We start from the raw sequence: 23,367 nt of genomic DNA, 5'->3' as shown, positions 1-23,367 counted from the left end.
TAATATAAGCAAAAAATTATGCATTACAAGTTTTAACGACATATAATTATATTATGAATACACCAGATCTTGTTACAATGATAGGCAATCTCAGCCGTTCTTTATACCCGGTGCAACACTTAATCACTGGGGGTGCATATATACTGGGCATTTTATTTTTTTGGACTGCTATTTCAAAACTCAGAAATATTGCGGATCACCGGGCACAATCTTCATCACAGGAAAAGATGTTTGCCCCCATGATGTACTTGTTATTTGGTGCGGCGCTGCTTTATTTACCCACAGCCTTAGACGTTATGGCCAATACAACCTTTGGGGTAGGTAACATCTTAACTTATACATCATATAATCCTTCCAATATATTCAGTTCTATGGGTTTAGTGATTCAAACAGCAGGGGTATTATGGTTTGTTCGTGGGAGTGTATTGGTTGCACAAGCTAGTCAGCCAGGGACTCAGCATGGTCCTAAAGGGTTGGTATTTATAATTGCTGGGGTATTAGCAATGAATTTCGATAATACCATTGCCATGCTAAATTACGTAATGAGTTCTATGGCTCGTTGGACTTCGGCAATTACAGCCAGTCAAGGATATTAGTCGTTTCTAAATTTCTTCCCCACAGATTCTGAGGTTGTTGGCTTTGGCGAAATCAATAATGGATTGATACAATAAAGGACTTGATTCTTTAAGTTTGGGATCAAGCAAAACGCACTGATATCCTTCACTATTTACACTGGGTCTTAATAGGGGCGAATAATGAATGCGGCTGTTCTTGAAACTTGCTAGTGAACCACTCATCCGTTCTGCCCAATCGCTGGGTCGAAAAGTTTTTCCTTGGTCAGTTATTCCTTCTATAATAATTGTCTTATTTTTAGGTATAGCCATATCTTTTATACAATATAAATACAGTATGCTAAGTATACCATCATCTGCTCGAGGCTGTACTGTAATTTATTCATTTTTTACAGAAATAAATTTGTGTTAAATTTGGTTTCCAAAAGCACTTTTTATCCCTATTATGTCAACATATTCTATTTGGCATTTTTTGAAGGGTTATTAAGAATGGAAAAAGAAAGTCATTCTGGTATTTATTTGTTGCCTAATTTGTTTACAACAGCCAGTTTATTTGCAGCATTTTACTCGCTTGTTGCATCGATGAAAGGGCAATTTGAAGCCTCGATCATTGCTATATTTATTGGGATGATTGCTGATGGTTTGGATGGGCGGATTGCGCGATTAACTCATACTCAGACTGAATTTGGTGCCGAATATGATAGTTTATCCGATATGGTCACATTTGGCGTTGCACCCTCATTACTGGTATATAATTTAATTTTAAGTCAATTGGGAAAAGTAGGCTGGCTGGTGGCATTTGTTTATACAGCCGCCGTTGCTCTAAGGTTAGCACGTTTTAATACCCAGCTTGAGATCGCAGATAAACGATACTTTCAGGGATTACCTTGCCCACCAGCTGCTGCTGTAATGGCTTCTTTTGCTTGGTTATGCTATCAAAATGAATGGCACAATATGTTTGTTGCGGTTTTAACAGCCGTTCTATCATTGGTTATTTCAGGTTTAATGGTGTCGAACTTTCGCTATTACAGTTTTAAGGAAGTGGATTTTAAGGGAAAAGTACCATTTCTTTATGTCTTGGTGATGATTATTTTGTTTGTAGCCATTGCAGCAAATCCTTCGTTGGTTTTATTTGTTAGTTTTACTGTTTATGCATTATCTGGATTGCTTATGACTTTGATGGCGTTGCAAAAAGTGAGAAAGCAAAGAAAGAATTCTGAGAAGTAAAAACCTTCAAATGAACTACAAAAAAACTCAATAACTATGTTAAGGATTGATTTTCAGAAGCATGATTATTTAATCCTTATTACTCACCTTCCCCAAAAAAATTATTAATAAGATGAGTTAAGGCCTCATTCATTTGTATTTCATCGGGGCCTTCTATTTCCATAATGAGTTCACTTCCTTTATTGGCTGCAAGCATCATGACTCCCATAATGCTTTTTCCATTAACGGTTTGTGAGTTGCTGGTTACATCAATTTGGCTTTGGAATTTTGCTGCCGTAGAAACAAATTTTGCCGAAGCACGAGCATGTAAGCCCAACTTATTAATTATTTTAATCTTAGTTTTAATCATAGCGCCCACAATGTACCACGAATTAAGATATAAGTGTAGCTGAATGCAGGAAAGCGCAATCTAGGTAATCAGGGGGTCTTCACTGTGCTCAGGTTACTTAGTGACTGCTTACATGGACCACTTGGCCAAACTGCCCTGTTTTTCAATTAGGTCATTTTGGCTCAAGCTATCAGATGTAAACTATTTCTATTTCTTAATCATGATGTTTATGATTTTTTTCTTTATGTTTGATCAGTTGACGCTCCAATTTATCAATTAAAGCATCTATGGCAACATATAAATCTTCAGATTCCGAAGTGGCATGTAGTTCAACTTTATTAACATGAACCGTTGCTTCAGCAATTTGACGTAGTTTTTCTACATTCAATATTACATTAATGGATTTGATTTGATCAAAGTGACGCTCCAGTTTATCGAATTTTTCTTCGGTAAATGCTCTAAGGGCAGGAGTAACATCAATATGATGTCCAGTGATGTTAATTAGCATAAAAATCTCCGAGTTACATAGGATCATGATGAAACCATGATCCTCAATTAATTACAAATTATTTTTCGTTCATTAGATGGAGCAATTCCCATTGCTTCACGATATTTTGCTACGGTTCGTCTTGCTACTTTGATACCCTGTTCTTCCAATAATTGGGTAATTTTACTGTCACTTAATGGTTTTTTTCTATTCTCTGCAGCAATTAATTTTTTTATCACCGCACGGATCGCCGTAGAGGAACATTCATCTCCAGCATTTGTGTTGACATGACTTGAGAAAAAATATTTAAGTTCAAAGACTCCTCGAGGCGTATGGATAAATTTTTGGGTGGTGACTCGAGAGATTGTTGACTCATGCATATCCAAAGCAGAAGCAACATCATTGAGAATCAATGGTTTCATTGCTTCTTCACCATACTCGAGAAATCCTTGTTGATATTCCATAATGCATTTGGCTACTTTAAGTAGCGTTTCTTGCCGACTCTGAATACTTTTTAAAAACCAACGTGCTTCTTGCAAGTTATTTTTTAAAAATTGATTATCTGCACTATTATCAGCTCGTTGAATTAAAGAGGCATATTGGTTATTAATACTTAAATTAGGAAGCACGCTTTGATTGAGTTGAACGTTCCATTTATGGTTCACTTTTTTAACAGTTAAATCTGGAATGATGTATTCAGTAATATCTTCATGAATCAAATTACCAGGTTTAGGGTTTAATCCTTGAATTGTTTTCAATACTTCATCAACCGTTTTTTCATTAATCTGGTGATTTTTCATTAATTGTTTATAGTTGTGCTGGGCGAGCAATTCTATATCTTCGGTAATAATCTTTTTAGTCAGAGCTAGGTATTCCCCCTTCAATGGAAGTTGCTCCAGTTGCACAAGTAGTGTTTCAGCAAGATTCTTAGAGGCACAGCCTACAGGATCAAATAGTTGCAAACGATGTCGTACGGCTTCTATTTCATCTAAATCCAGAGGATGTTCCTCACTGGTAAGACTGTTATGCAACTCCGTAAGGCTCATCGTAAGAAAGCCATCGTTATTTACTGCGTCAATGATCGCTGTTGCGATCACCCGATCTACATCACTCATAGGCGAAAGTTCCAGTTGCCATCTTAGATGATCTCGTAAATTGGTTGTTGTGCAATGTAAATTATCGAAATTATAGTCACTGTCTTCAAACGCAGAGCGTTTATTTGGACTTTGGTAGAGTTCTGACCATTGAAAGTCGTAAGACTCATCGCTCTCTTGCTGTTTTACTTCATTCGTTTCAAATCCTTCCTTATCTTCACTTGGTGTTGCTTCAAGCATAGGATTGGATTCCACAATAAGTTGAATTTCTTGCTGTAAATCAAAAGTTGATAGTTGTAACAGTCTTATGGCTTGTTGTAACTGTGGGGTTAGGGTTAAATGCTGTCCAATACTTAGTTGCAATGATGGTTTCATGCAAATCCTCTTTGTATTCATTGCTATTTACTATCAGTTTAAACGATTCGTAAGGATTATCCAGTATCTGCTGAGTTAATTTAGAAAATAACCTCTGGAAAACGGCCATTAATAACTGGTTTTACAGTTATAAGAATAAAGCGGGGTGTTGGTATTGATTTACTAGAGCACAACGAACCGAGTTAAATTATTCGGATGAGGAGGATAATGGAGAGCTTAAAATAAATTAAGCCCCATAAGATATGGGGCTTAAATCATTATTTAACTTTTTTCTCTTTAAAAAGAACATGCTTACGAACTTTAGGATCGTACATCATAAGCTCCATCTTTTCAGGATGGTTTCTTGGGTTCTTAGTTGTAGTTTTATAGTATCCAGTTCCTGCTGTGGATTCCATTTTCACTTTGATAGTGACGGCTGCCATGGTTTATCCCCTTAGTTATACTTTTTCGCCTTCAGCTCTGAGTTTATCCAGAACTGCTTTAATACCTAACTTGTCTACAATACGCATACCTTTGGTGCTGAGCTTTAATGTGACAAATCGTTTTTCTTCTTCAACCCAGAAACTATGGTTCTGAATATTCGGCAGAAAGCGTCTTTTAGTTTTGTTGTTAGCGTGCGACACTTTATGACCAGTCATGGGTCGCTTGCCAGTTACCTGACATACTCTAGACATTGTGTTACTCCAAAATAGGTTTTAATTTGCTTTGTCTTTGTAAAATTCTGGGCAAATAGCCGGATGTGAAATACAAGAGCGGTTTTATATCAAAAAAATGCATTAGTTGCAAGATTTTTGTAAAAACATATAATTCATGCTTTGACAAAATATGAGCGCAATTTATGCAACGCAAGATAAAAAGTTATGTCTTAAGGGCTGGTCGTGTGAGCAATCGGCAGCGTCAAGGGTTAGATCTTTGGTTTAAAAATTATGAGCTTACTGTGGGTGGAACTCCCTGGAATTTGGAACAAGAGTTTCGACGCGTTGCAAATACAGTGGTAGAAATAGGTTTTGGCATGGGCGCATCATTGTTGACCATGGCACAAAATAATCCCGAACTTAATTATATAGGAATAGAGGTCCATCAGGCTGGTGTGGGCAGTTTGGCTGCAGATTTGCACGAATATCAATTATCTAATGTACGTATAGTTGCTCACGATGCTGTTGAAGTATTTCGCACTCAATTACTGGACAACTCACTTGCAGGTGTGCAAATTTTCTTTCCCGATCCATGGCATAAAAAGCGCCATCATAAAAGACGTTTAATTCAGAAAGAATTTATTCAATTATTAGCAAAAAAAATTAAGCCGGGAGGGTTTATTCACTGTGCAACCGATTGGCAAGATTACGCGGAACATATTTTAGATGTTTTATCTACAGAGCCTACTTTGCAGAATACTCAAAAAGACGGAGGATATTCACCTAGACCTTTATCTCGACCACTTACAAAATTCGAACAACGCGGAGAACGCTTAGGGCATGGGGTTTGGGATTTAATTTTTACTAAAATTGAAGAGCACTTTTAAACTATTGAAATCACATAACTTAAAAAAATTGACGAATTTGTAGAAATTTTAACTAACCTTTTGATCTTCTATTGTCCAATGTGTAATATGAATCCGGATGGAACATTACAAAGGACGTAATATGGAATTTATCACTGAAATAAATGCAGCTATAAAATCAGGATTGAAAGGATTTAACGATTTCATTGAGCAAAAGCTGCAAGTAGATAATAGTTATCTTGAGCATCCATTTTGGATGGCAGAAGGTGCCCAAGTAACCGCTTTGAATTATTTGATTCAATTACATCAGAGAAAAAAAGGAGATTCTGTTGATGAAAAATTACCTTCAGATCTAACTGATTTTATTGATCTTGTCCTAGAAAAGATTCGGAATAAAAACATTGGCCAGCCTTTGCATCAAGCTATCGCTTTCGGTAAGGTACGGTTAGCTCTTCATCTTTTGGAGTCTCATATTTTTGATGTTAATCATCGTGATCAAGAGGGGCGTACCTTATTATCTTTGGCTTTACCTACAAAAAACCGCCAATTATTAAAAAAAATTTTAGATGCTAAACCGGATGTTAATGCGCCAACACGTCTTACTGAAGCACGAATTTCCTTCCAACCTCTACATCAAGCCATCACACTGGATTTTGCTTCAGGAGTAGTAAATTTAATTAGAAGCGGTGCAGATGTGACAAATCCTTTGGGGCCGATGAAAGATACTCCGTTGCTCTTGGCAGCACGACAAGGCAAAATTAAGGCGCTTGAAGCTTTATTAGAGGAAGCTCCAGTAGCAAAACTAAAGCTTGAGGGAGAAAATAATAAACGTTCTGAAGATAAGAAAATAGGTGAGAATGCAATTGAAGCTCTTTGTAAACAGTTAAACCATAATCGGAACAACAAAGATTTGCTCCGAGGTGTTGCAATGTTACTTTGTCGTGGAGCAGAACCACCACGAAGTGAGGATTTGCGTCAATTATTGGCAGATAAACGTAGCGAGTTACTCAAAGAAATCGATTGTTATCTGGATACACGACCCGAATTAGTTGATCCTTTTGTGAATCGATGCCATTTAAATGATGGTGCTTTATATAAAATAATTTATGTGGATCATTCTTGGGGAAGTACATTACGCCAGCTTTTCGGTAGGCCTAGTGAGGCAGCCTTTGTTATAGAACGGCTTGTTACTCGAAAATACAGTCGTCGCCCAGAAGGGAACAAAGAAGCTTCTATATTACCAACAGTTGCGGCAGTACCATTAAAAGAAGATGAGCCTCCATTTAAACTGTATGCGGAGTTTGTACGACGTTATAACGAAGCATATGAGAATCAAAAAATTCCCAACCCTTGGAGTACGATGCGTTGGATGATTGCCGAGGGCAAATGTAATTGGGAGACCGTAAAAGAATATGCGCGTACCCATAAAGGCACTAGGACGCAGATTATCTATGATGATATGTTTAAGACCTTGCCGAAAATAGAGATGCATGAACAAATTGAGAGCTCAGAAGTTGTAAACCAGCTTGACTCCATTAAGGTATAATCAACCATTTAAGTACAGCTGCATCTATTCTTGTAGAGATAGAACCACATAGGGTTTAGGGGGACTATCTCTCTAGTATATAATTGATGGCTGTAGTGTTTTCATTGGATTAAAATGAATGGGGTGTAGTGGTTATGAATATTAGTTTATTTCTTTTAATGATGATTTGTTTTATTGGTATGATAAGTCCAGGACCAGATTTTATACTGGTCACTAAAAACGCTTTTTTTTACCCAAAACGGCAAGCTTTAGCAACCGCTTTTGGGATTGTTTCTGGATGCCTTTTTCATGCAACTTATTGTATTTTAGGATTAGCATTCATTATCACCCAAAGTATCATCCTTTATACCACTATAAAATATGCCGGTGCTTGTTATTTAATTTATCTTGGATTAAAAGGTCTTAAATCCAATCATTCTGCAATAATAGATCAAGATAAATCTTCTATAAAAAACATAACCGTTTCTAAAGCCTACATGGAAGGGGTCTTGTGTAATGCTTTAAATCCAAAACTTGCAATTTTTCTACTAAGCTTGTTTACTCAGTTTGTCTCAATGAATGCATCAATGAGTGATAAGGCATTAGTCGCTGGAGTATTTGTTACGGAATCTGCTCTTTATTGGCCGTTATTAGTTTTATTTCTGCAATCTAATAAAGTTCGAGCCGTTTTTGCTAATTTTCAAGCCATTTTAAGTCGTTTGTTTGGTGGCTTATTAGTTTATATAGGAATTCGAGTGATATTGAGCGCGGATTAGTTGTTACGAAGGAATAGAAATAGAATGTTGAAAAGAGCCATAGGTTTAAAAAAAACAGAGTTGGATACCCCTTGCTTATTAATCGATAAAAATATACTAAAATCCAATTTAGAAACGATGAGGACACATTCTATTGAGAATAAAGTCAATGTCCGACCGCATTGTAAAACTCATAAGTGTTCTAAATTAGCTAAGTTACAAATTGAATTCGGTGCAATAGGTGTTTGTGTTGCAAAAATTTCAGAAGCTGAAGTTCTTATTCGAAATGGCATACCCAACGTCTTGATTACTTCTCCGATTGTCACTAACAACAAGATATCTAGGCTTATTTCTTGTCTGGAACAAGCTCCTTCCACTTTAATAGTTGTAGATAATAAAGAAAATCTAGCTGCTTTAAATGAAGCTGGCGCACACAATAGGAAAATGATTCATGTCCTAGTTGACGTAGACCCGGGGATAGGGCGTACCGGGGTTAAACCCGAAAATGCCTTAAATTTTGCATTAGAAATGAATCAATTTCCTTGGTTAAAGTTGATGGGAATTCAGTGTTATGCAGGAAATCTACAACATATACTCTCCTTTGATGAACGCAAAAGTAAATCATTGCAAACGATGCAAATGGCGAGTGATCTTATAAAAATCTTTAGAGAAAATGGTCTTAATTGCCCTATATTAACAGGGAGTGGGACAGGAACTTATGATATTGATGTGGAGGCGACAGAGGTTACTGAGATTCAACCAGGATCTTATGCAGTTATGGATGTTCAATATACTTCTATTGGTTCCCAACGAAACCCGAACCAATTTAATACATTCAAACCGGCATTGACACTTTTAACTACAGTCATCAGCAATAATAGAGCGGAGCATGTTACTGTAGATGCAGGGACAAAATCCATTTATGTCGATCAATACAAACCTCAAATTATTAGTCATCAGGGTTTGGAATATGATTGGGGTGGATTTGGGGATGAGCATGGAAAGATTACTGCTGTAAAGGGCACTCAATTACCTGGACATGGGGACGTTTTAGAATTGATGGTCCCCCATTGTGATCCCACAATTAATTTATTTGATCAGTTTTTTATTACTGAACATGATATTGTGGTTGATATTTGGGATATTGATCTCAGAGGAAAATGTCAGTAGCTTCTCAAAATTTGGAATCATTTCTGTAATAAAACCAAGTCTATACATTTATTATTTAATTAGAATTAGTCCCTCTACTAAGCATATTCTCTGAACAATTAGGAGTCCCTATCGAGCTAATTCCTTCGTGAGAACTTGCTTAAACTTCATATACCCCATAGAATTCTAGTTTTCTTAGAATTTGCCAGGAGAGTAGTACATGGGGTGGAACGAGCCAGATAAAGGCAAAGATCCCTGGAAGGGTAAAAATCAGCCTCCAGATTTGGATGAAGCTCTTAAACGTGTTCATGACAAATTGAAGAAGATCCTATTCGGAGGCGCTGCTAAAACGAATAATGAGCCTTCTAAAAAATCAAATAGCGGTTTAGTGGCTTTAATAGTAGTCTCGATTGCTTTTATTCTCTGGGTATTGTCTGGTATTTTTATTGTTGATCCTGCTGAACAGGCCGTTATTCTTCGTTTTGGTAAATATGTAGAAACTGTAGGATCCGGACCCCATTGGATACCAAGAATTATTTCTTCCAAGATAATTATGAATGTGGACAGAGTGTTGGATTACTCCTATTCGGGACAAATGCTTACTCGAGATGAGAATTTGGTTTCGGTATCTTTAGCTGTGCAATACCGTATTGGGGATCTGGAGGATTACTTATTTAATGTAGCCAATCCCGAAGAAAGTTTACAGCAGGCGACCTCAAGTGCTCTTAGACAAGTAGTAGGTACCACTACATTAGATCAAATGATTACTGAAGGTCGTGAAGTATGGGGTAATCAAGTTCAAGATACTTTGGCAAAAACATTGGATTTATATAAAACGGGTATTTCGATCGTTAATGTATCACCTCAACCCGCACGTGCTCCTGAGAGTGTCCAAGATGCGTTTGATGATGCCATTAAAGCACAAGAAGATGAAAAACGTTTCAAAGAGCAGGCTTATGCCTATGCAGCTAAAGTAGTACCGATTGCAGAAGGGAAGGCAAGCCGTATCATGCAAGAGGCCGAAGCGTACTCCAAAAAGGTTGTACTAAATGCCCAGGGAGAAGTTTCCGAGTTTTTAGCTTTACTTCCTCATTACACCGCGGCTCCCCTTATTACCGCTGAGCGTATGTATTTGGAGACTATGCAAAAAGTATTAAGCAAGAGTAGTAAGATCATTGTTGATAGCAAATCTGGCAACCTTTTGTATTTACCCTTAGACAAATTATTTGAAAAGCCCTCCGGTTTTTCAACTCTATCCGCAAAAAATGGTAAAACGGAGCGAGATGAGATCGGTGAGACAGAGAATTTAGTCGATGATCGTGAGTTTACTAGACCTGTTTATCGACAAGGGAGAGATTAACAATGAAAACTACTGCTGCTAGAACTCTTGGCATCCTGATTTTCGTATTTTTTTTATTTTTATTGACTAGTGTATTTACCATTACGGAAGGACAACAGGGTATTCTTTTGCGTCTAGGTCGTCTGGTCGATGATAAGTTGACTAATAAAGTTAAAGTATTAAATCCTGGATTGCATTTTAAAATACCATTTATCGAAAATGTACGCATTTTTGATACTCGTATTCAAACTATGGATATCAAGTCAACACGCATTGTCACTAAGGAAAAAAAGGATGTAATGGTTGATTATTATGTTAAATGGCAAATTACTGATTTAGCGCAATACTTTAGGTCAACCGGTGGCAGTGAATTTAAAGCGGAAACTTTATTGGAACAACAATTAAACACCTTATTACGCGCTCAGTTTGGGAAACGCACCATTCCTGAAGTGGTATCCGGTGGCCGTGACGATTTGATGGAATTATTGCGTAAAGCGGCTCAAAAGCAAGCAGGCGGGTTGGGCATGATCGTGGTCGATGTTCGCATTAAAGGGATAGAGTTACCTGCCAATACGAGCAATGCAATTTATCAACGCATGCGTGCTGATATGCAAAAAATTGCAAATAGGCATCGTGCTGATGGGCAAGCAGCTGCTGAGGAAATTAAAGCTAAAGCCGATGCTAATGTCATGGTTTTATTGGCAAAAACTCGCAGTAATGCGCAGAAAATAAGGGCTATTGGACAGGCACAAGCGGCATCAATCTATGCGGATGCATACAATCAAAATAAAGACTTTTTCTCTTTATATCGCAGTTTACTTGCATATGAAGGGAGTTTCAAAAGTAAAAGGGATATTTTAGTCTTGGATCAAAGTAGCGCATTTTTCGATTATTTTAAGGAAGCCATACCAAAAAATGATGGTGTACCGGCTAAAAAGTAACTATAATGTTGAGTTTTGGTAACTATTCACTCTAAAGCAAAAATTGTGGAGAACATCCACATATAAGTACAGATTGAATGAAAATTCTGGAAAAAACACGATGAACTTTTCAGAATGTTTTTTATTTAGAATGCCTCCAAGGGACTAGACCGGGAGGTTTAGTTACACAATTTTGTTGAAATTGAGTTCAAGTGTTCTCAATTTAGAGCGGCGAATAGCATTTTGCAAATTAAGAGTAGATCATGGGTAAAAACGTTGTTGTTTTAGGAACGCAGTGGGGCGATGAAGGCAAAGGTAAAATTGTCGATTTATTAACTCAAGATGCGCAGGTTGTTGTTCGTTATCAAGGCGGTCATAATGCCGGCCATACCTTAAAAATTAATGGGGTGAAAACGATTCTACGTCTCATTCCCTCCGGAATGTTGCGACCCAATGTAATGTGTTACATTGCAAATGGAGTGGTTCTTTCGCCTGATGCACTTTTGAGTGAAATTAAAGAACTCGAACACAGTGGAGTTGATGTTCGTTCTCGCCTGCGCATTAGCCTGGCTTGTCCTCTAATTCTCCCATGTCATGTGGCTATGGATAAAGCACGTGAAGCTCATATGGGGAGCGCCGCGATTGGTACCACTGGTCGTGGTATAGGCCCAGCGTATGAAGACAAGGTAGCTCGTCGCGCTCTAAAGGTTAGTGATTTATTTCATCCTGACCGATTTGAAAAAAAATTGGCCGAACTTTTAGATTACTACAATTTTATTTTGACTCAATATTTCAAACAGCCTGCTGTAGCGATGCAGCCTATATTAGATTCTGCTTTGCAATGGGCGAAAGAATTACGTCCTATGGTATGTGATGTCTCGGCTTGTTTACATGAACATAGAGAAAATGACGATAATATTTTATTTGAAGGCGCCCAAGGAGTCTATCTAGATATTGACCATGGAACTTATCCATTTGTCACTTCTTCAAACACTTGTGTGGGTTCCGTAATTAATGGTGCAGGGTTTGGGCCGAAATACATTGACTATGTTTTAGGAATTACTAAAGCTTATACTACCCGTGTAGGTGGTGGACCCTTCCCGACAGAGCTTTTCGACGACGTAGGTAAACGAATCGCTGAGCGTGGCCAAGAGTTTGGGGCGGTAACAGGGAGACCTAGACGCTGCGGTTGGTTTGATGCGGTTTTGTTAAAGCATTCAATCGAGTTGAATAGTATTACGGGCTTGTGTATCACTAAGCTGGATGTTCTTGATAATTTAGAGGTCCTCCGTATAGCGGTTGCATATAAAGACGAACACGGTAATTTAATTTCTCGTCCCCCCCAAGCTGCGGCTGATTTTCAGGGTTTAGAACCAGTTTATGAAGAAATGCCTGGTTGGGAAGAGTCTACTGCTGATATCACAAATATCAGTGATTTACCTGCCAATGCTCTTGCTTATTTGAATCGCATAGAAACGCTTCTTAAAGTTCCTATTGATATATTATCAACAGGCCCAGAACGAGACTCGACTATTATTTTACGCGGTCCGTTTAAAGATTAATTGTTCCCGGTTATCCAAGCTAGGCCACAAAGCTTGTACGGGGCTTAAACCATCCATTATTACTAAGGTACCGCGGCTTGTTCGCGGTATCTAGTCGCTAATCCATTTCTTTATTCATAAATAATCTCTAACCTGTAATGTTTTGAGAAGATTCAGAGCTTTTGGTAAGAGATGGGATTGCATTTGGAATTGGCGTCGTCGAATTTAATGGAAAACCGCGAACACGCCGCGGTACACACATGCAGGATGAATTTGAAAACATCTTAGTTAAAATTTAAATATTAAAACTTAGTTTCAAATGCGCGTAGTTTCTTCTCTAAATCCCACTGCAATTGCGCCTTCTCATTGCCTTTTATAAACTGTTTACAGCGTTCACTATCTAAATCTAGGCAATCGTGAACCAATAACCCTTTATCTGCATCAGACCAAATGCTCTCTCCAGAGACAAATGCGTAGGTTAGAGCATTTCTATTGATTTGTTTTAAGGTTTGATAATTCAGATCATGTTTTAATACGGCTTCAACATATTGCTGTGTTAAATTGGTCCGCAATATACCCTCATCATCAGTAGATAAAACAACAGGAACATGATTTTGAAGATAAAAATTCAAAGGATGATTACGACCAGAAATCTTTAATATTTTTAAATTGCTGATGAGATTAATTTCTACCGCCTTATGATGTTTCGCCATGAAACCTAAGGTTTTTTGTACATTATTTTCATGAGCGATATCCACCCCATGCCCAATTCTTTGCGCCTGACCAGTAAAGAGAGAATCATGGATGTGAGAATCCAAATCATCCGGGGCGACTAGTTCCTGATTTAGCTCGCCGGCGTGTAGGGCGATATTGACTTGAGGGTAGAGCTCGTGAAGATATTGGTAGATCTGCATTTGTTTGCGGAAATCGCGCAATGAAATAATACCGTCTTCAGGTTGGACTAAATTAACGCCAACAAGCGCACCGTTGCTTTTTATAGATTGAGTTACGGCTTCAAAGGCATTCAGTGTTTGTGCAAAAAGATTATCTAGAGATTGCTCTCTGAGGGAGTAATATAAAAATTTAACTTTTATTTGGCAGGCTTTTTTTCCTGGATTTCTTTCACAGTCCAACTCTTGACGTGTTTGTTGCAGAATTCGATTCGATTCGACTACCGTGTAATTAATATTATTTTGAAAATCCTGATTTTCTAATAAACGTTTTCGTTTTTGATTAAACGAAGTAGTGTCTTTAAGCATATCGCCAAAACTGCTTGAATGGGCGTTATCAGGCAAAATCATTAATTCCATATATTGTTCATTTTGTTGTGCTGCGGTTTGCAATACTGCTGCCACTAACTCAGGCTGGTGATCTGCAACTATAGGGATGAACTTGTAGAAGGAGTTGAAAAAATGATCGTGTCCTGATTCCTTACCAGGAACAAAGTCTTTCATAGACCAACTTTTTACTGTTTTTGCATATAGTTCTGGATGATTAAGTAGATCCTTAGTATCAATTCCATTACAGGCGGAGGAAGTTTTACTCACATTCCAATTGGTTGTATTTAAGCAATAGCTATCTTTGGCTGCCAGTTGCAGCATGACTTCGGGGTAAGCACCTCCCGCTAAGTGATAATGTAACTCCCCACCCTTGGGCATACTTTTAAAAAATGCATATAAGGCATTAGGATCATGTTTTATTTGGTCGAAATAGAATTGAATATTTGCTTGTGTAAAAGAGGAAAAAAATAGACCAGCAAGAAGAAGGATTGATTTAATATAGTTCATTGTATTCGAAAATATGTCAGTTTTGAGGGATTATCGCACAATTATTATTAAATCCCAACCATTGTATTTAGGATCTATTCATAGCAAAATGATTTTGCTGTTCTAAGGGGCTGCACCCTATAAAGTCTAATCAATTAGGATGATGAATATGAGACATTTTTTATCAAAATTTTATACTGTATTAGGGACTTTCTTTCTGTCGCTAATGACTGCGAGTTTTTGTAACGCCACATCTGATCTAAGTAATTCTACAGCTAAACCTAAAATGACAATTAATGTGGGTATTTATGCCCCTTTTTCTGAGAAATCTGCTTTTATTGGTAGAAATATGTTAGGAGCAATGGAAATTGCACGAGACCAATTAAAGTCCTCCGAGATTAATTATGAGTTTTATACACTGGATAAAATGACAAATAATGCCAATGCAGCAAAAACATTGCAAAAATTTATTGATGCACATCACATCAATGTAATTATGACTGAAGGAACAGAGAGTGGCGCTTTAGTTGCACCTTTGGCGAAAAAAAATAAACTCATTCATTTTTGTCTCACTGAGAGTTCTGAGGTTACAGATGGAAAAAATAATTTTCAAGCCCAAAGTCCTAATCATAAGCAAGCCGCTGTTTTAACCAAATCAATGAAACCTGAATTTATCGCACAATTTAAACAAGAATATCTTAGCCATCCTATCAGTGAAGCTGGCTATGCTTTTGATGTATTCCATTTAATTCATAATAGTGCATTGCTTGCGATGAAAACCCATTCGGATTTTTCTAGCCAAGCAATCGCAACACATCTGTTAGCTATTAAGCCAGGAACCGGAGTCATGGGAGTATTTAACTTAGACAAAAATGGTATTTCTTATCAGAAGAAGACGCTTATTGCCTAATTTTAAGGTGGCATTTCAACTGGCGCGGAGTAAATTTGAAAGATTGTATCGGGCGTCAGACTGTTTCTTCTAGGTTGCAGATATAAGAGAAAAGGAGCCTGAGTGGCTCCTTTTTTTTACCAGAGTCCCATTATCTATTAGCTAAAGCCATACCCTCCAAAACCGTCAAAGCAGCATAAAGTTGATAATCATTATGCATGAGCTCATCCATTTGGGCTTTGAAATTCTTAGCTGTAGTTTCTTGATTATTTTTGTTGATTAAGTGTTTATTAAGATTAGCTTCACTATATCCTGTAGGATCAACAGGTTTCGCAGCCGCTTTAGGAATTTCTACTTCATTGACTACTATATCAGGTACAATTCCTTGAGCTTGAATTGAAGTTCCTGATGGAGTGTAGTACAAAGCGGTAGTTAGCTTGATCCCTGTTTTTTCATCTAGAGGCAATACAGTTTGTACGGAGCCTTTACCAAAACTTGTTGTGCCAAGAACAACAGCTCGTTTATTATCTTTTAGTGCGCCAGCTACAATTTCAGCTGCAGATGCAGAGCCATTATTGATTAATACAACCATTGGTGCATTGTGTAAGACATCTACTCCTTTGGAGAGAGCGGTAAAATCTGAACCAGGTAAACGCCCTTTAGTAGAGACAATTGTTTCTGGTTTGCCTGATTTATCTTTACCAAGGAATGCATCAGAGACTTGTATTGCTGAATCAAGAAGTCCTCCTGGGTTGTTACGTAAATCCAGAATTAAACCTTTTAAATTTCCACCAGATTGTTGTTTTAGCCTTTCGATAGCAAGCAACATATCTTTCCCAGTTAATGCTTGGAATTGGGTTAAACGAATATAACCATATCCGGGGGCAATTATTTTGCTTTGTACACTTTTAATGAGGATAATTTCTCGGATTAAATCAAAAGTAAGCGCTTTATTAACCCCTTTGCGTAATATAGTCAACTGAATAGTGCTTCCAGCTTTACCACGCATTAGGTTGACTGCATCTTTAAGTGAAAGACCCTGAACGGATTCTTTTCCCAATTTAATAATGTAGTCACCAGATTTGATTCCTGCTTTAAAGGCTGGCGTATCAACGAGAGGAGTAACTACTTTAACCACTCCATCTTCCATAGTAACTTCCAAACCTAAACCACCAAATTCACCACTGGTGGATGTTTGGAGGTCTTTAAACTCTTCTTCATCTAGGTAACTGGAGTGAGGATCAAGTCCACTGAGCATACCGCGAATGGCATTATCAAAGAGTTCTTTATCCTTGACAGGTTTGACATAATATTTTTTAATTTCACCAATAGCATTGGAAAAACGTTGAACATCTTCTAAAGGAACCGCTTTATTCGTAGAGCTTGAGGTTGTAGACGTATCTGTATTAGCCTCATCCTCTGCAAAGCTTGTGAGAGGCAACATAAGAGTAAACGCGTATACTATCGCAAGCGTGCATGGATATAGTTTTCTTATCAACATAGCGATCTCCTCAGATGCAAGGCCACAAAATAAGCCATCTTCTTTTATTATAATTATTGAAATGCAATTAAGGTGCCAGGGTTAACCTAAGACAACCAGTTAAGTGGTGGAATAGCTTTTCCCCTTAGTCTTATTTCAAAGTATAGACCGTTTTGTTTAATTCCGCCGCTATGACCAACACTCGCTATTTGTTCATTTTGACGTACATACTGGCCCTTGCTTTTGAATAGAGATTGGTTATGAGCATACAAGGTCATAAAGCCTTGTCCGTGATCAATGATAAGAAGTAAACCATAGCCTTTAAGCCAGTCACTGAACACTACTTTACCTGGGTAAACAGCAGTGACTACAGCGCCTTCTTCGGCAAAAAATGTCACTCCTTGGTTCATTTTTCGCAGAGAGTGGCTCTGGCTGTGGATTGGTAGCGGCAATTTTTTGCGCATCTGATTAAAAGGTGTGCTTGCAGGGGTAATACTTTGCTGGGTGGCTAATGATTTGAGTAAACGTGCCAAATTTTCTTTATTTCTTCGTACCTCCCGTAAAGTGTTTTGTTTATCTTGAATTTCATTATTTAATGATTTAATTAAAGCCGTATGATAACTTTTATTTTGTTGTAGCTCCTCCTGATGTTGAGTAAGTTCTGTTTTTAATTGTTTATTGGCTATAAGCTCTGTTCTGAGTTGTTCTTTACTCTCACTAAGACTCGCGCGTGTTTTATCAATTTTCTCGATAAGTTGTTGCCGTGATTTAACGATGTATTGATAATAAGTTAATGTTCGACTGACTCTATTGGGATCATCCTGATTCAGAAGCAATTTAAGTGGTTGGTATTCCCCCATTTGGTAACGGGCACGTACATGTTTGGCTAATAATTGCTGTTGAGTAATTAGCTGTTGATTTAATTGATTTACTTGTTCTTGTAGGTCGGCGATTTTATTTTCTTTATTTTTTATATCCTCTTGGATCGAGCGTAATTTATGAATCCCTGCACCAATTTGCTTTTCGGTTTCAGACAATTCCTTATTTAAAAGACCTTGTTTATCGTGCGCTGAGTTCAATGTCTTTTGAAGACTGTTTATTTGTGCATCTAATTGTTTTAATTTATTTTGTGTTTGAACTACAGTTGATGCGGATTTGGCATATCCCCCGAAGCAAAGCAATATACTAAAGAATAATCCAGTAAAATAAGTTGTTCTATGTTCCGAAAAAGAACTCGTGTGGCCTATTTCTTGAGAATAGTTCTTCATTGATATGATGTCCCTATCATTATGGGTGTCTGTTCTAATCTCATTCTCAAAACCCTGTTGCCAAAGAGATTGATTGCCTTTTAATTTTTGTGCGATTGGTTTTGGGTTGTGTAAGCAGTACTTTTTTACATCCGCGAGACATAAATTAAAAGAAATTTTGTTATTCCGTTTATTCATGAGTATTTTTTTCTAACAATTGATGACCTGTCATTTCTGCCGGGGGAGTAATACCTAGCAAGCCCAAAATAGTTGGGGCGATATCAATCAAGTTTCCTTCACTTTGAGTAAAATGCCAATTACCTCCCACGTATACTAATGGGACTGGATCACTCGTATGAGCTGTATGTGCTTGATGTGTTGTTTCGTCAAACATTTCCTCGGCATTGCCATGATCAGCCGTAATGAGTAATTTTCCTCCTTGCCTAGCTAGTGCCTGCCAAACTTTACTCATGCATTGATCAAGACATTCGATTGCACGAATTGTGGCATTAAAATCTCCGCTATGACCTACCATGTCCGCATTGGCGTAGTTGCAAATAATCACATCATAATCCTGGCTATTAATTGCCTCTACCAAACGATCTGTCAATTGAGGGGCGCTCATTTCAGGTTGCAAGTCATAGGTAGCGACTTGAGGAGAGGGAATTAAAATCCGTTCTTCATTAGTAAAAATATTCTCATTTCCACCGTTAAAGAAAAAAGTTACGTGAGCATATTTTTCCGTTTCTGCAATGCGTAATTGACTTAGGCCATGAGCCGAAAGCACTTCTCCTAAAGTATTATTTAAAGGAATAGGAGGAAAGACTTGGGTGGTTGGTAAATTTTTATCGTATTGAGTCATACTGACAAAATAGGATAATTGGGGTTGCACTGCTCGATTAAATTTTTTAAACGTTGGATCAATAAAAGCGGTGGTTAATTGTCGAGCTCTGTCGGCACGGAAATTAAAAAATAAGACGGTATCACCATCTTCAATTACTTTTTTCTCTCCAATAAGAGTAGGGGGGATGAACTCATCCGAAAGATTTTGTTGATAATAAGACTTTATTGCTGTTTCTGCATCCTCAAAATGATGTTCGCTGTTGCCTTGAGTTAATAAAGTATAGACGGGCTCTAACCTTTCCCAGCGGTTGTCTCTGTCCATCGCATAGTAGCGTCCACTAATCGAGCATATTCGAGCTACCGGATGTATTTTTAACTTTGTTTTGAGGCGCTCTAAACTTTGTAATGCACTTTGGGGGGGCGTATCTCGTCCATCTAAAAATAAATGTAAATAAACGGAAGTAAATTTTAGCTGGGCACATAAGTCGAGCAAGGCAAACAGATGGTGTTCATGGCTGTGGACTCCCCCTGGAGAAAATAATCCCATAAGATGCAATGATTTCCCGGTTTTTTGTAATGTTGGAATTACCTCGTGAAAAACAGGATTTTTGGCGAACTCTCCATGATTTATACTCTCATTGATTCGTGTGAAATCTTGTTGTATCACTCTGCCTGCGCCAATATGCATGTGTCCAACTTCGGAATTGCCCATTTGCGCATCAGGTAAACCTACTGCAAATCCGGATGCTTGCACAAGAATATGAGGGCAATTTTTCCACCATTCGTCCCATTGTGGTGTGTTGGCTTGGGCAATCGCATTATATTTATTATTTTCGTTATACCCCCAGCCATCTAAGATCATGAGCAACAAGGTTGCTTTTTTTTGCATGAAGTCCTCCAGGACGCAATCCAAATTTTATGGACGAATTATACCTTACTTAATAAATATTTCGTAATCCATTCTCTCGACTTCTGTCATGTTTCTTGAAGAAATAAAACACCTCCAGAGTGGATTTTTTTCACCAAGCTTAAAGTAAAACAGATAACCCTCGTAAAACATCGAGAAACATTTGACTGAAATGTCACGATTAGCTTCTTGTCTAGATTAAGGAATGCTTGATCGAAATAGGATGAACCAAGTCCTATACAATGTTAAGGCCATGGAAAATTTAGTACCTCTTTACTTCGATCGTTCCTCCTATCAGTAGTGACATTTTTGTATTAAAGAGGTTAGACTATGCACCATTTATTAGATTGGGAAGAGTAGTTTTGGAACAAAAAATTCCTCAGCATGTTGCCATTATTATGGATGGAAACGGTCGTTGGGCTGAAAGTCGAGGGTTACCGCGTATAGAAGGTCATAAAGCGGGTGTTGAATCAGTAAAGAAAATGATTCGTTGTTGTATGACTAAAGGTATTCCTTGTCTTAGTTTATTTGCTTTTAGTTCAGAAAATTGGTCTCGGCCTGTTGAAGAAGTTAATTTTTTAATGGAATTGTTTCTCGAGTCATTAAGAAAGGAACTTCCTGAATTGGATCAACACGGGATTCACTTACGATTTACTGGGGACCGAGATTTACTTTCACCAGTATTGCAAAAACAAATGCGGGAAGCAGAATTTTTGACCGCAAAAAATGAACAATTAATTCTTAATGTGGTTGTTAATTATGGTGGTAAGTGGGATTTGGTAAATGCCGCAAAAAAAATAACCAAAGCGGTTTTAAATGGTGAATTGAACGTTGATGATATAAATGAAACCTGTTTTGCTCAGTATTTAGACACAGTAGGATTACCTGATCCGGATTTATTTATTCGTACCAGCGGTGAGTTACGAATTAGTAATTTTTTCCTTTGGCAGCTTGCCTATACAGAGCTTTATTTTACTGAAATACATTGGCCAGATTTTGGTGAGCATGAATTTGAATTGGCCTTGGCTGCCTTTAATAAAAGAAAAAGAAGATTTGGGCAAATTTCCTAATAACTCTAGAGACTAATTACATTGATAGAAATGTAAACAGATCCTAACTTTAAGGACCAAGAGATGTTCTTACAACGTTTGATTACAACCCTCATTTTAGTACCTTTGGTTTTATCGCTTATTTTTTATGGTAATCAATGGCTTTTGTTGAGTATCGTTTTGGTAATTTTTCTTGCTGCAGCAAGAGAGTGTTTTCAACTGATCCCTTTAGAGAATTGGCAGTTGAAAGTTGGATTTATGGTATTGATGCTGGTGTGTTTATGGGCTTGTGGTTATTTTTTTTCCTATTGGTTATATGCTGGATTAATTATTTGGGCATTGAATATTCTTGCCATTCTTAGTTTTCCAGGATCACAGAAATACTGGGGATACCCTGGCATTGTCGCAGCTGTATGTTTAATACTCCTCCCTTTATTCGCTCAAAGTCTTATTCATTTATATTCTTTAGCGAATGGTAAAGCATTCCTGGTTTATTTGTTATTTTTAATCTGGGTTTCAGATACAGGCGCTTATCTTAGCGGAAAACTTATGGGGAAACATAAGTTAATTCCTCAAGTTAGCCCTGGAAAGTCTTGGGAGGGGGTTGTTGGTGGCGTTGTTATGTCGATGTTAATTGCCTGGGCTGGCTATAGTTATTTTCATCCAGTTGCCGGTGTTCATTGGTTCATTTTAGCCTTATGTACTATAATTATTGCGATCTTTGGTGATTTATTCATCAGTATATTAAAGCGTCGTTGTCATTTAAAGGACACAGGCGCTATTATACCTGGTCATGGGGGTATTTTAGACCGTTTGGACAGTTTAATTGCAGCTTTACCTTTATTTTATTTCGGACTAACTTTGTAACTACTTAATATGGGTTATTCAAACCATTCCGAGCTTATAAATCGATAAAACAGGACGTTTTTTTCGCGAATGTGCTAGTAAAAGCACTTTATTCTAGGGCCGGAGAATTCTGGGAGAATAATTCTCGAGTATTACTTCATTTGGGATAGCACTATGCTTTCAACATTGCTGTATTTTCTTTTGGCCTTAGTCTTATTAGTTACAGTACATGAGTATGGCCATTTTCAAGTGGCGCGTTGGTGCGGCGTTAAAGTACTACGTTTTTCTTTTGGTTTTGGCCCCATTTTGGCTCGTTGGTGTGATAAGAAAGGAACCGAATATGCCTGGTCCTTATTTCCTCTTGGTGGCTATGTCAAAATGTTAGATGAATCCGAGGGAGAAGTTCCGGAGAACGAGCGACATTTAGCATTTAATAATCAATCTATTTGGAAACGAGCTGCAATTGTTCTTGCAGGTCCGTTTTTTAATTTTCTTTTTGCGTTTGTCGCTTTATGGTGGGTATTGGTTATCGGAATGCAATCTTTGGCACCGATGATTGAATCAGTAAAACCTAATAGTATTGCGGGACAAGCAGGATTAAAAGCGAAGGAAGAAATCATCGCGCTGAATGATACAAAAATAAACAGCTGGCGTGATTTTCAATATGCGATCATGCCTCTTGTTGGTTCTCAGGAAACAATACAATTAACATTGAAGTCTTTGGTTGATGGGCATATTCATACAGTTTCTTTGCCTTTAACTAATTGGAAAATAGATAGTAAAAAACCAGATGCTCTGCAAAGCCTAGGTATTGAACCCTTTATTCCTTCAATCCCTCCAATAGTGGGAGAGGTTGTTCCTAATTCTCCGGCAGCAAAAGCAGGATTAGAAAATGGCGATAAGATATTGAGCGTCGATGGTAAACCGTTTAACGACTGGTTATTTTTAGTTGATTACGTTCAGACACGCCCAGACAAACAGTTAACTTTATCTGTAAATAGGAAAGGCCATATACATAAAGTAATTGTCCACACAGGAAGCCAAAAAAATAAAGATAAAATTGAAGGATTTTTAGGTGTACGATCCCAAAAAGTCCAATGGCCTGCACATTGGTTGCGTTTGGAACGACAAGATCCTTTAACAGCCGTAGGTACTGCATTAAAACAAACAGTACAATTGACCGGTACCACATTTACTTTGATGGGGAGGTTGGTTACTGGCAAGCTTGGATTAAATAATATAAGTGGTCCAGTAGGGATTGCTCAGGGGGCAGGGGATTCTGGACGAAGTGGATTAGCCTCCTACTTATTTTTCCTGGCTTTAGTGAGCATCAGCTTAGGAGCATTAAATTTATTGCCCATTCCCATGCTCGATGGGGGACATTTGTTTTATTATCTACTTGAAACGATCCGACGTAAGCCCTTATCCGATGGTTTAAAATCTGCAGGAGCCTATCTAGGATTATTGCTATTGGCAGCGCTTATGTTTATTGCTTTATCAAACGACTTATCAAGACTTGCAGGATAA

At 37.8% G+C, this 23,367-nt stretch carries 23 protein-coding genes; 13 read left to right on the top strand and 10 right to left on the bottom strand.

The features are described 5' to 3' along the window. The first annotated feature begins 53 nt into the window (after positions 1–53). A complete protein-coding gene (locus ACWTE2_RS15365) occupies positions 54–596 on the top strand; it encodes a type IV secretion protein IcmC (RefSeq protein WP_454786039.1) in 543 nt (180 codons plus the stop codon). Between the two features lie 6 nt (positions 597–602). On the opposite strand, the gene ACWTE2_RS15360 is transcribed toward ACWTE2_RS15365, so the two are convergent. Then, a complete protein-coding gene (locus ACWTE2_RS15360; RefSeq protein WP_182391472.1) occupies positions 603–884 on the bottom strand; it encodes a DUF3579 domain-containing protein in 282 nt (93 codons plus the stop codon). 177 nt (positions 885–1,061) lie between these two features. Here ACWTE2_RS15360 and pssA point away from each other — a divergent pair, with 177 nt between their 5' ends. Then, positions 1,062–1,799, top strand: a complete 738-nt coding sequence (pssA, locus tag ACWTE2_RS15355; RefSeq protein ID WP_182391471.1) for a CDP-diacylglycerol--serine O-phosphatidyltransferase — start codon at positions 1,062–1,064, stop codon at positions 1,797–1,799. A gap of 79 nt (positions 1,800–1,878) precedes the next feature. On the opposite strand, the gene ACWTE2_RS15350 is transcribed toward pssA, so the two are convergent. From ACWTE2_RS15350 to rpmB, 5 genes are all read right to left on the bottom strand, one after another. Continuing rightward, entirely contained in the window at positions 1,879–2,148 is a 270-nt protein-coding gene (locus tag ACWTE2_RS15350) for an HPr family phosphocarrier protein (protein WP_454786038.1), read from the bottom strand. A 193-nt stretch (positions 2,149–2,341) separates the two neighbouring features. Then, complete coding sequence (hpf, locus tag ACWTE2_RS15345; RefSeq protein ID WP_182391469.1) at positions 2,342–2,635, bottom strand: ribosome hibernation-promoting factor, HPF/YfiA family; 294 nt, start codon at positions 2,633–2,635, stop codon at positions 2,342–2,344. Between the two features lie 47 nt (positions 2,636–2,682). Further along, the gene (locus tag ACWTE2_RS15340) at positions 2,683–4,083 is read right to left on the bottom strand and encodes an RNA polymerase factor sigma-54 (RefSeq protein WP_454786037.1); all 1,401 of its coding nucleotides are present in this window, start codon (positions 4,081–4,083) and stop codon (positions 2,683–2,685) included. 257 nt (positions 4,084–4,340) lie between these two features. After that, positions 4,341–4,505: a 50S ribosomal protein L33 gene (gene rpmG / locus ACWTE2_RS15335; protein ID WP_003635328.1), complete on the bottom strand. Its 165-nt coding sequence runs from the start codon at positions 4,503–4,505 to the stop codon at positions 4,341–4,343. A 15-nt stretch (positions 4,506–4,520) separates the two neighbouring features. Beyond that, a complete protein-coding gene (gene rpmB / locus ACWTE2_RS15330) occupies positions 4,521–4,757 on the bottom strand; it encodes a 50S ribosomal protein L28 (RefSeq protein WP_182391467.1) in 237 nt (78 codons plus the stop codon). A 164-nt stretch (positions 4,758–4,921) separates the two neighbouring features. Here rpmB and trmB point away from each other — a divergent pair, with 164 nt between their 5' ends. The 7 genes from trmB to ACWTE2_RS15295 all read left to right on the top strand — a co-directional run bounded on the left by trmB (position 4,922) and on the right by ACWTE2_RS15295 (position 12,834). Further along, positions 4,922–5,605, top strand: coding sequence for a tRNA (guanosine(46)-N7)-methyltransferase TrmB (gene trmB / locus ACWTE2_RS15325; RefSeq protein ID WP_454786036.1), 684 nt, complete (start codon positions 4,922–4,924; stop codon positions 5,603–5,605). 121 nt (positions 5,606–5,726) lie between these two features. After that, a complete protein-coding gene (gene ankC, locus ACWTE2_RS15320; RefSeq protein WP_454786035.1) occupies positions 5,727–7,130 on the top strand; it encodes a Dot/Icm T4SS effector AnkC/LegA12 in 1,404 nt (467 codons plus the stop codon). Between the two features lie 134 nt (positions 7,131–7,264). Next, on the top strand, positions 7,265–7,885 hold the full coding sequence (locus ACWTE2_RS15315) for a LysE family translocator (protein ID WP_454786034.1): 621 nt from the start codon (positions 7,265–7,267) through the stop codon (positions 7,883–7,885). A gap of 24 nt (positions 7,886–7,909) precedes the next feature. Continuing rightward, positions 7,910–9,034 carry a DSD1 family PLP-dependent enzyme gene (locus ACWTE2_RS15310; RefSeq protein WP_454786033.1) on the top strand — a complete coding sequence of 375 codons (1,125 nt, stop codon included), beginning with the start codon at positions 7,910–7,912 and terminating at the stop codon, positions 9,032–9,034. Between the two features lie 199 nt (positions 9,035–9,233). Then, on the top strand, positions 9,234–10,373 hold the full coding sequence (gene hflK, locus ACWTE2_RS15305; protein ID WP_454786032.1) for an FtsH protease activity modulator HflK: 1,140 nt from the start codon (positions 9,234–9,236) through the stop codon (positions 10,371–10,373). A 2-nt stretch (positions 10,374–10,375) separates the two neighbouring features. Continuing rightward, positions 10,376–11,293 (top strand): protease modulator HflC, encoded by a 918-nt coding sequence (hflC, locus tag ACWTE2_RS15300; RefSeq protein WP_454786031.1) that lies wholly within the window; start codon positions 10,376–10,378, stop codon positions 11,291–11,293. A 242-nt stretch (positions 11,294–11,535) separates the two neighbouring features. After that, the gene (locus tag ACWTE2_RS15295; protein ID WP_454786030.1) at positions 11,536–12,834 is read left to right on the top strand and encodes an adenylosuccinate synthase; all 1,299 of its coding nucleotides are present in this window, start codon (positions 11,536–11,538) and stop codon (positions 12,832–12,834) included. 281 nt (positions 12,835–13,115) lie between these two features. Here ACWTE2_RS15295 and ACWTE2_RS15290 read toward each other — a convergent pair whose 3' ends face one another. Next, a complete protein-coding gene (locus ACWTE2_RS15290; RefSeq protein ID WP_454786029.1) occupies positions 13,116–14,600 on the bottom strand; it encodes an adenosine deaminase family protein in 1,485 nt (494 codons plus the stop codon). A gap of 148 nt (positions 14,601–14,748) precedes the next feature. Between ACWTE2_RS15290 and ACWTE2_RS15285 the strand changes: the two genes are divergently transcribed. Beyond that, entirely contained in the window at positions 14,749–15,489 is a 741-nt protein-coding gene (locus tag ACWTE2_RS15285; RefSeq protein WP_454786028.1) for a type 1 periplasmic-binding domain-containing protein, read from the top strand. A 130-nt stretch (positions 15,490–15,619) separates the two neighbouring features. Here the strand turns inward: ACWTE2_RS15285 and ACWTE2_RS15280 are convergent, their stop codons facing one another. From ACWTE2_RS15280 to gpmI, 3 genes are all read right to left on the bottom strand, one after another. Continuing rightward, entirely contained in the window at positions 15,620–16,969 is a 1,350-nt protein-coding gene (locus ACWTE2_RS15280) for a S41 family peptidase (protein ID WP_454786027.1), read from the bottom strand. 86 nt (positions 16,970–17,055) lie between these two features. After that, positions 17,056–18,216, bottom strand: a complete 1,161-nt coding sequence (locus tag ACWTE2_RS15275) for a murein hydrolase activator EnvC family protein (protein ID WP_454786158.1) — start codon at positions 18,214–18,216, stop codon at positions 17,056–17,058. A 169-nt stretch (positions 18,217–18,385) separates the two neighbouring features. Beyond that, the gene (gpmI, locus tag ACWTE2_RS15270) at positions 18,386–19,927 is read right to left on the bottom strand and encodes a 2,3-bisphosphoglycerate-independent phosphoglycerate mutase (RefSeq protein WP_182391455.1); all 1,542 of its coding nucleotides are present in this window, start codon (positions 19,925–19,927) and stop codon (positions 18,386–18,388) included. 380 nt (positions 19,928–20,307) lie between these two features. Here gpmI and ACWTE2_RS15265 point away from each other — a divergent pair, with 380 nt between their 5' ends. From ACWTE2_RS15265 to rseP, 3 genes are all read left to right on the top strand, one after another. After that, positions 20,308–21,015, top strand: coding sequence for an isoprenyl transferase (locus ACWTE2_RS15265; protein ID WP_182391454.1), 708 nt, complete (start codon positions 20,308–20,310; stop codon positions 21,013–21,015). A 63-nt stretch (positions 21,016–21,078) separates the two neighbouring features. Beyond that, on the top strand, positions 21,079–21,861 hold the full coding sequence (locus ACWTE2_RS15260; protein WP_182391453.1) for a phosphatidate cytidylyltransferase: 783 nt from the start codon (positions 21,079–21,081) through the stop codon (positions 21,859–21,861). 153 nt (positions 21,862–22,014) lie between these two features. Further along, positions 22,015–23,367 carry an RIP metalloprotease RseP gene (rseP, locus tag ACWTE2_RS15255; RefSeq protein ID WP_454786026.1) on the top strand — a complete coding sequence of 451 codons (1,353 nt, stop codon included), beginning with the start codon at positions 22,015–22,017 and terminating at the stop codon, positions 23,365–23,367.

Source organism: Legionella nigrisilvae (assembly GCF_977063395.2).
The sequence above is the reverse complement of the archived record's forward strand: the minus strand, read 5'-3'. Positions and strand labels throughout refer to the sequence as shown.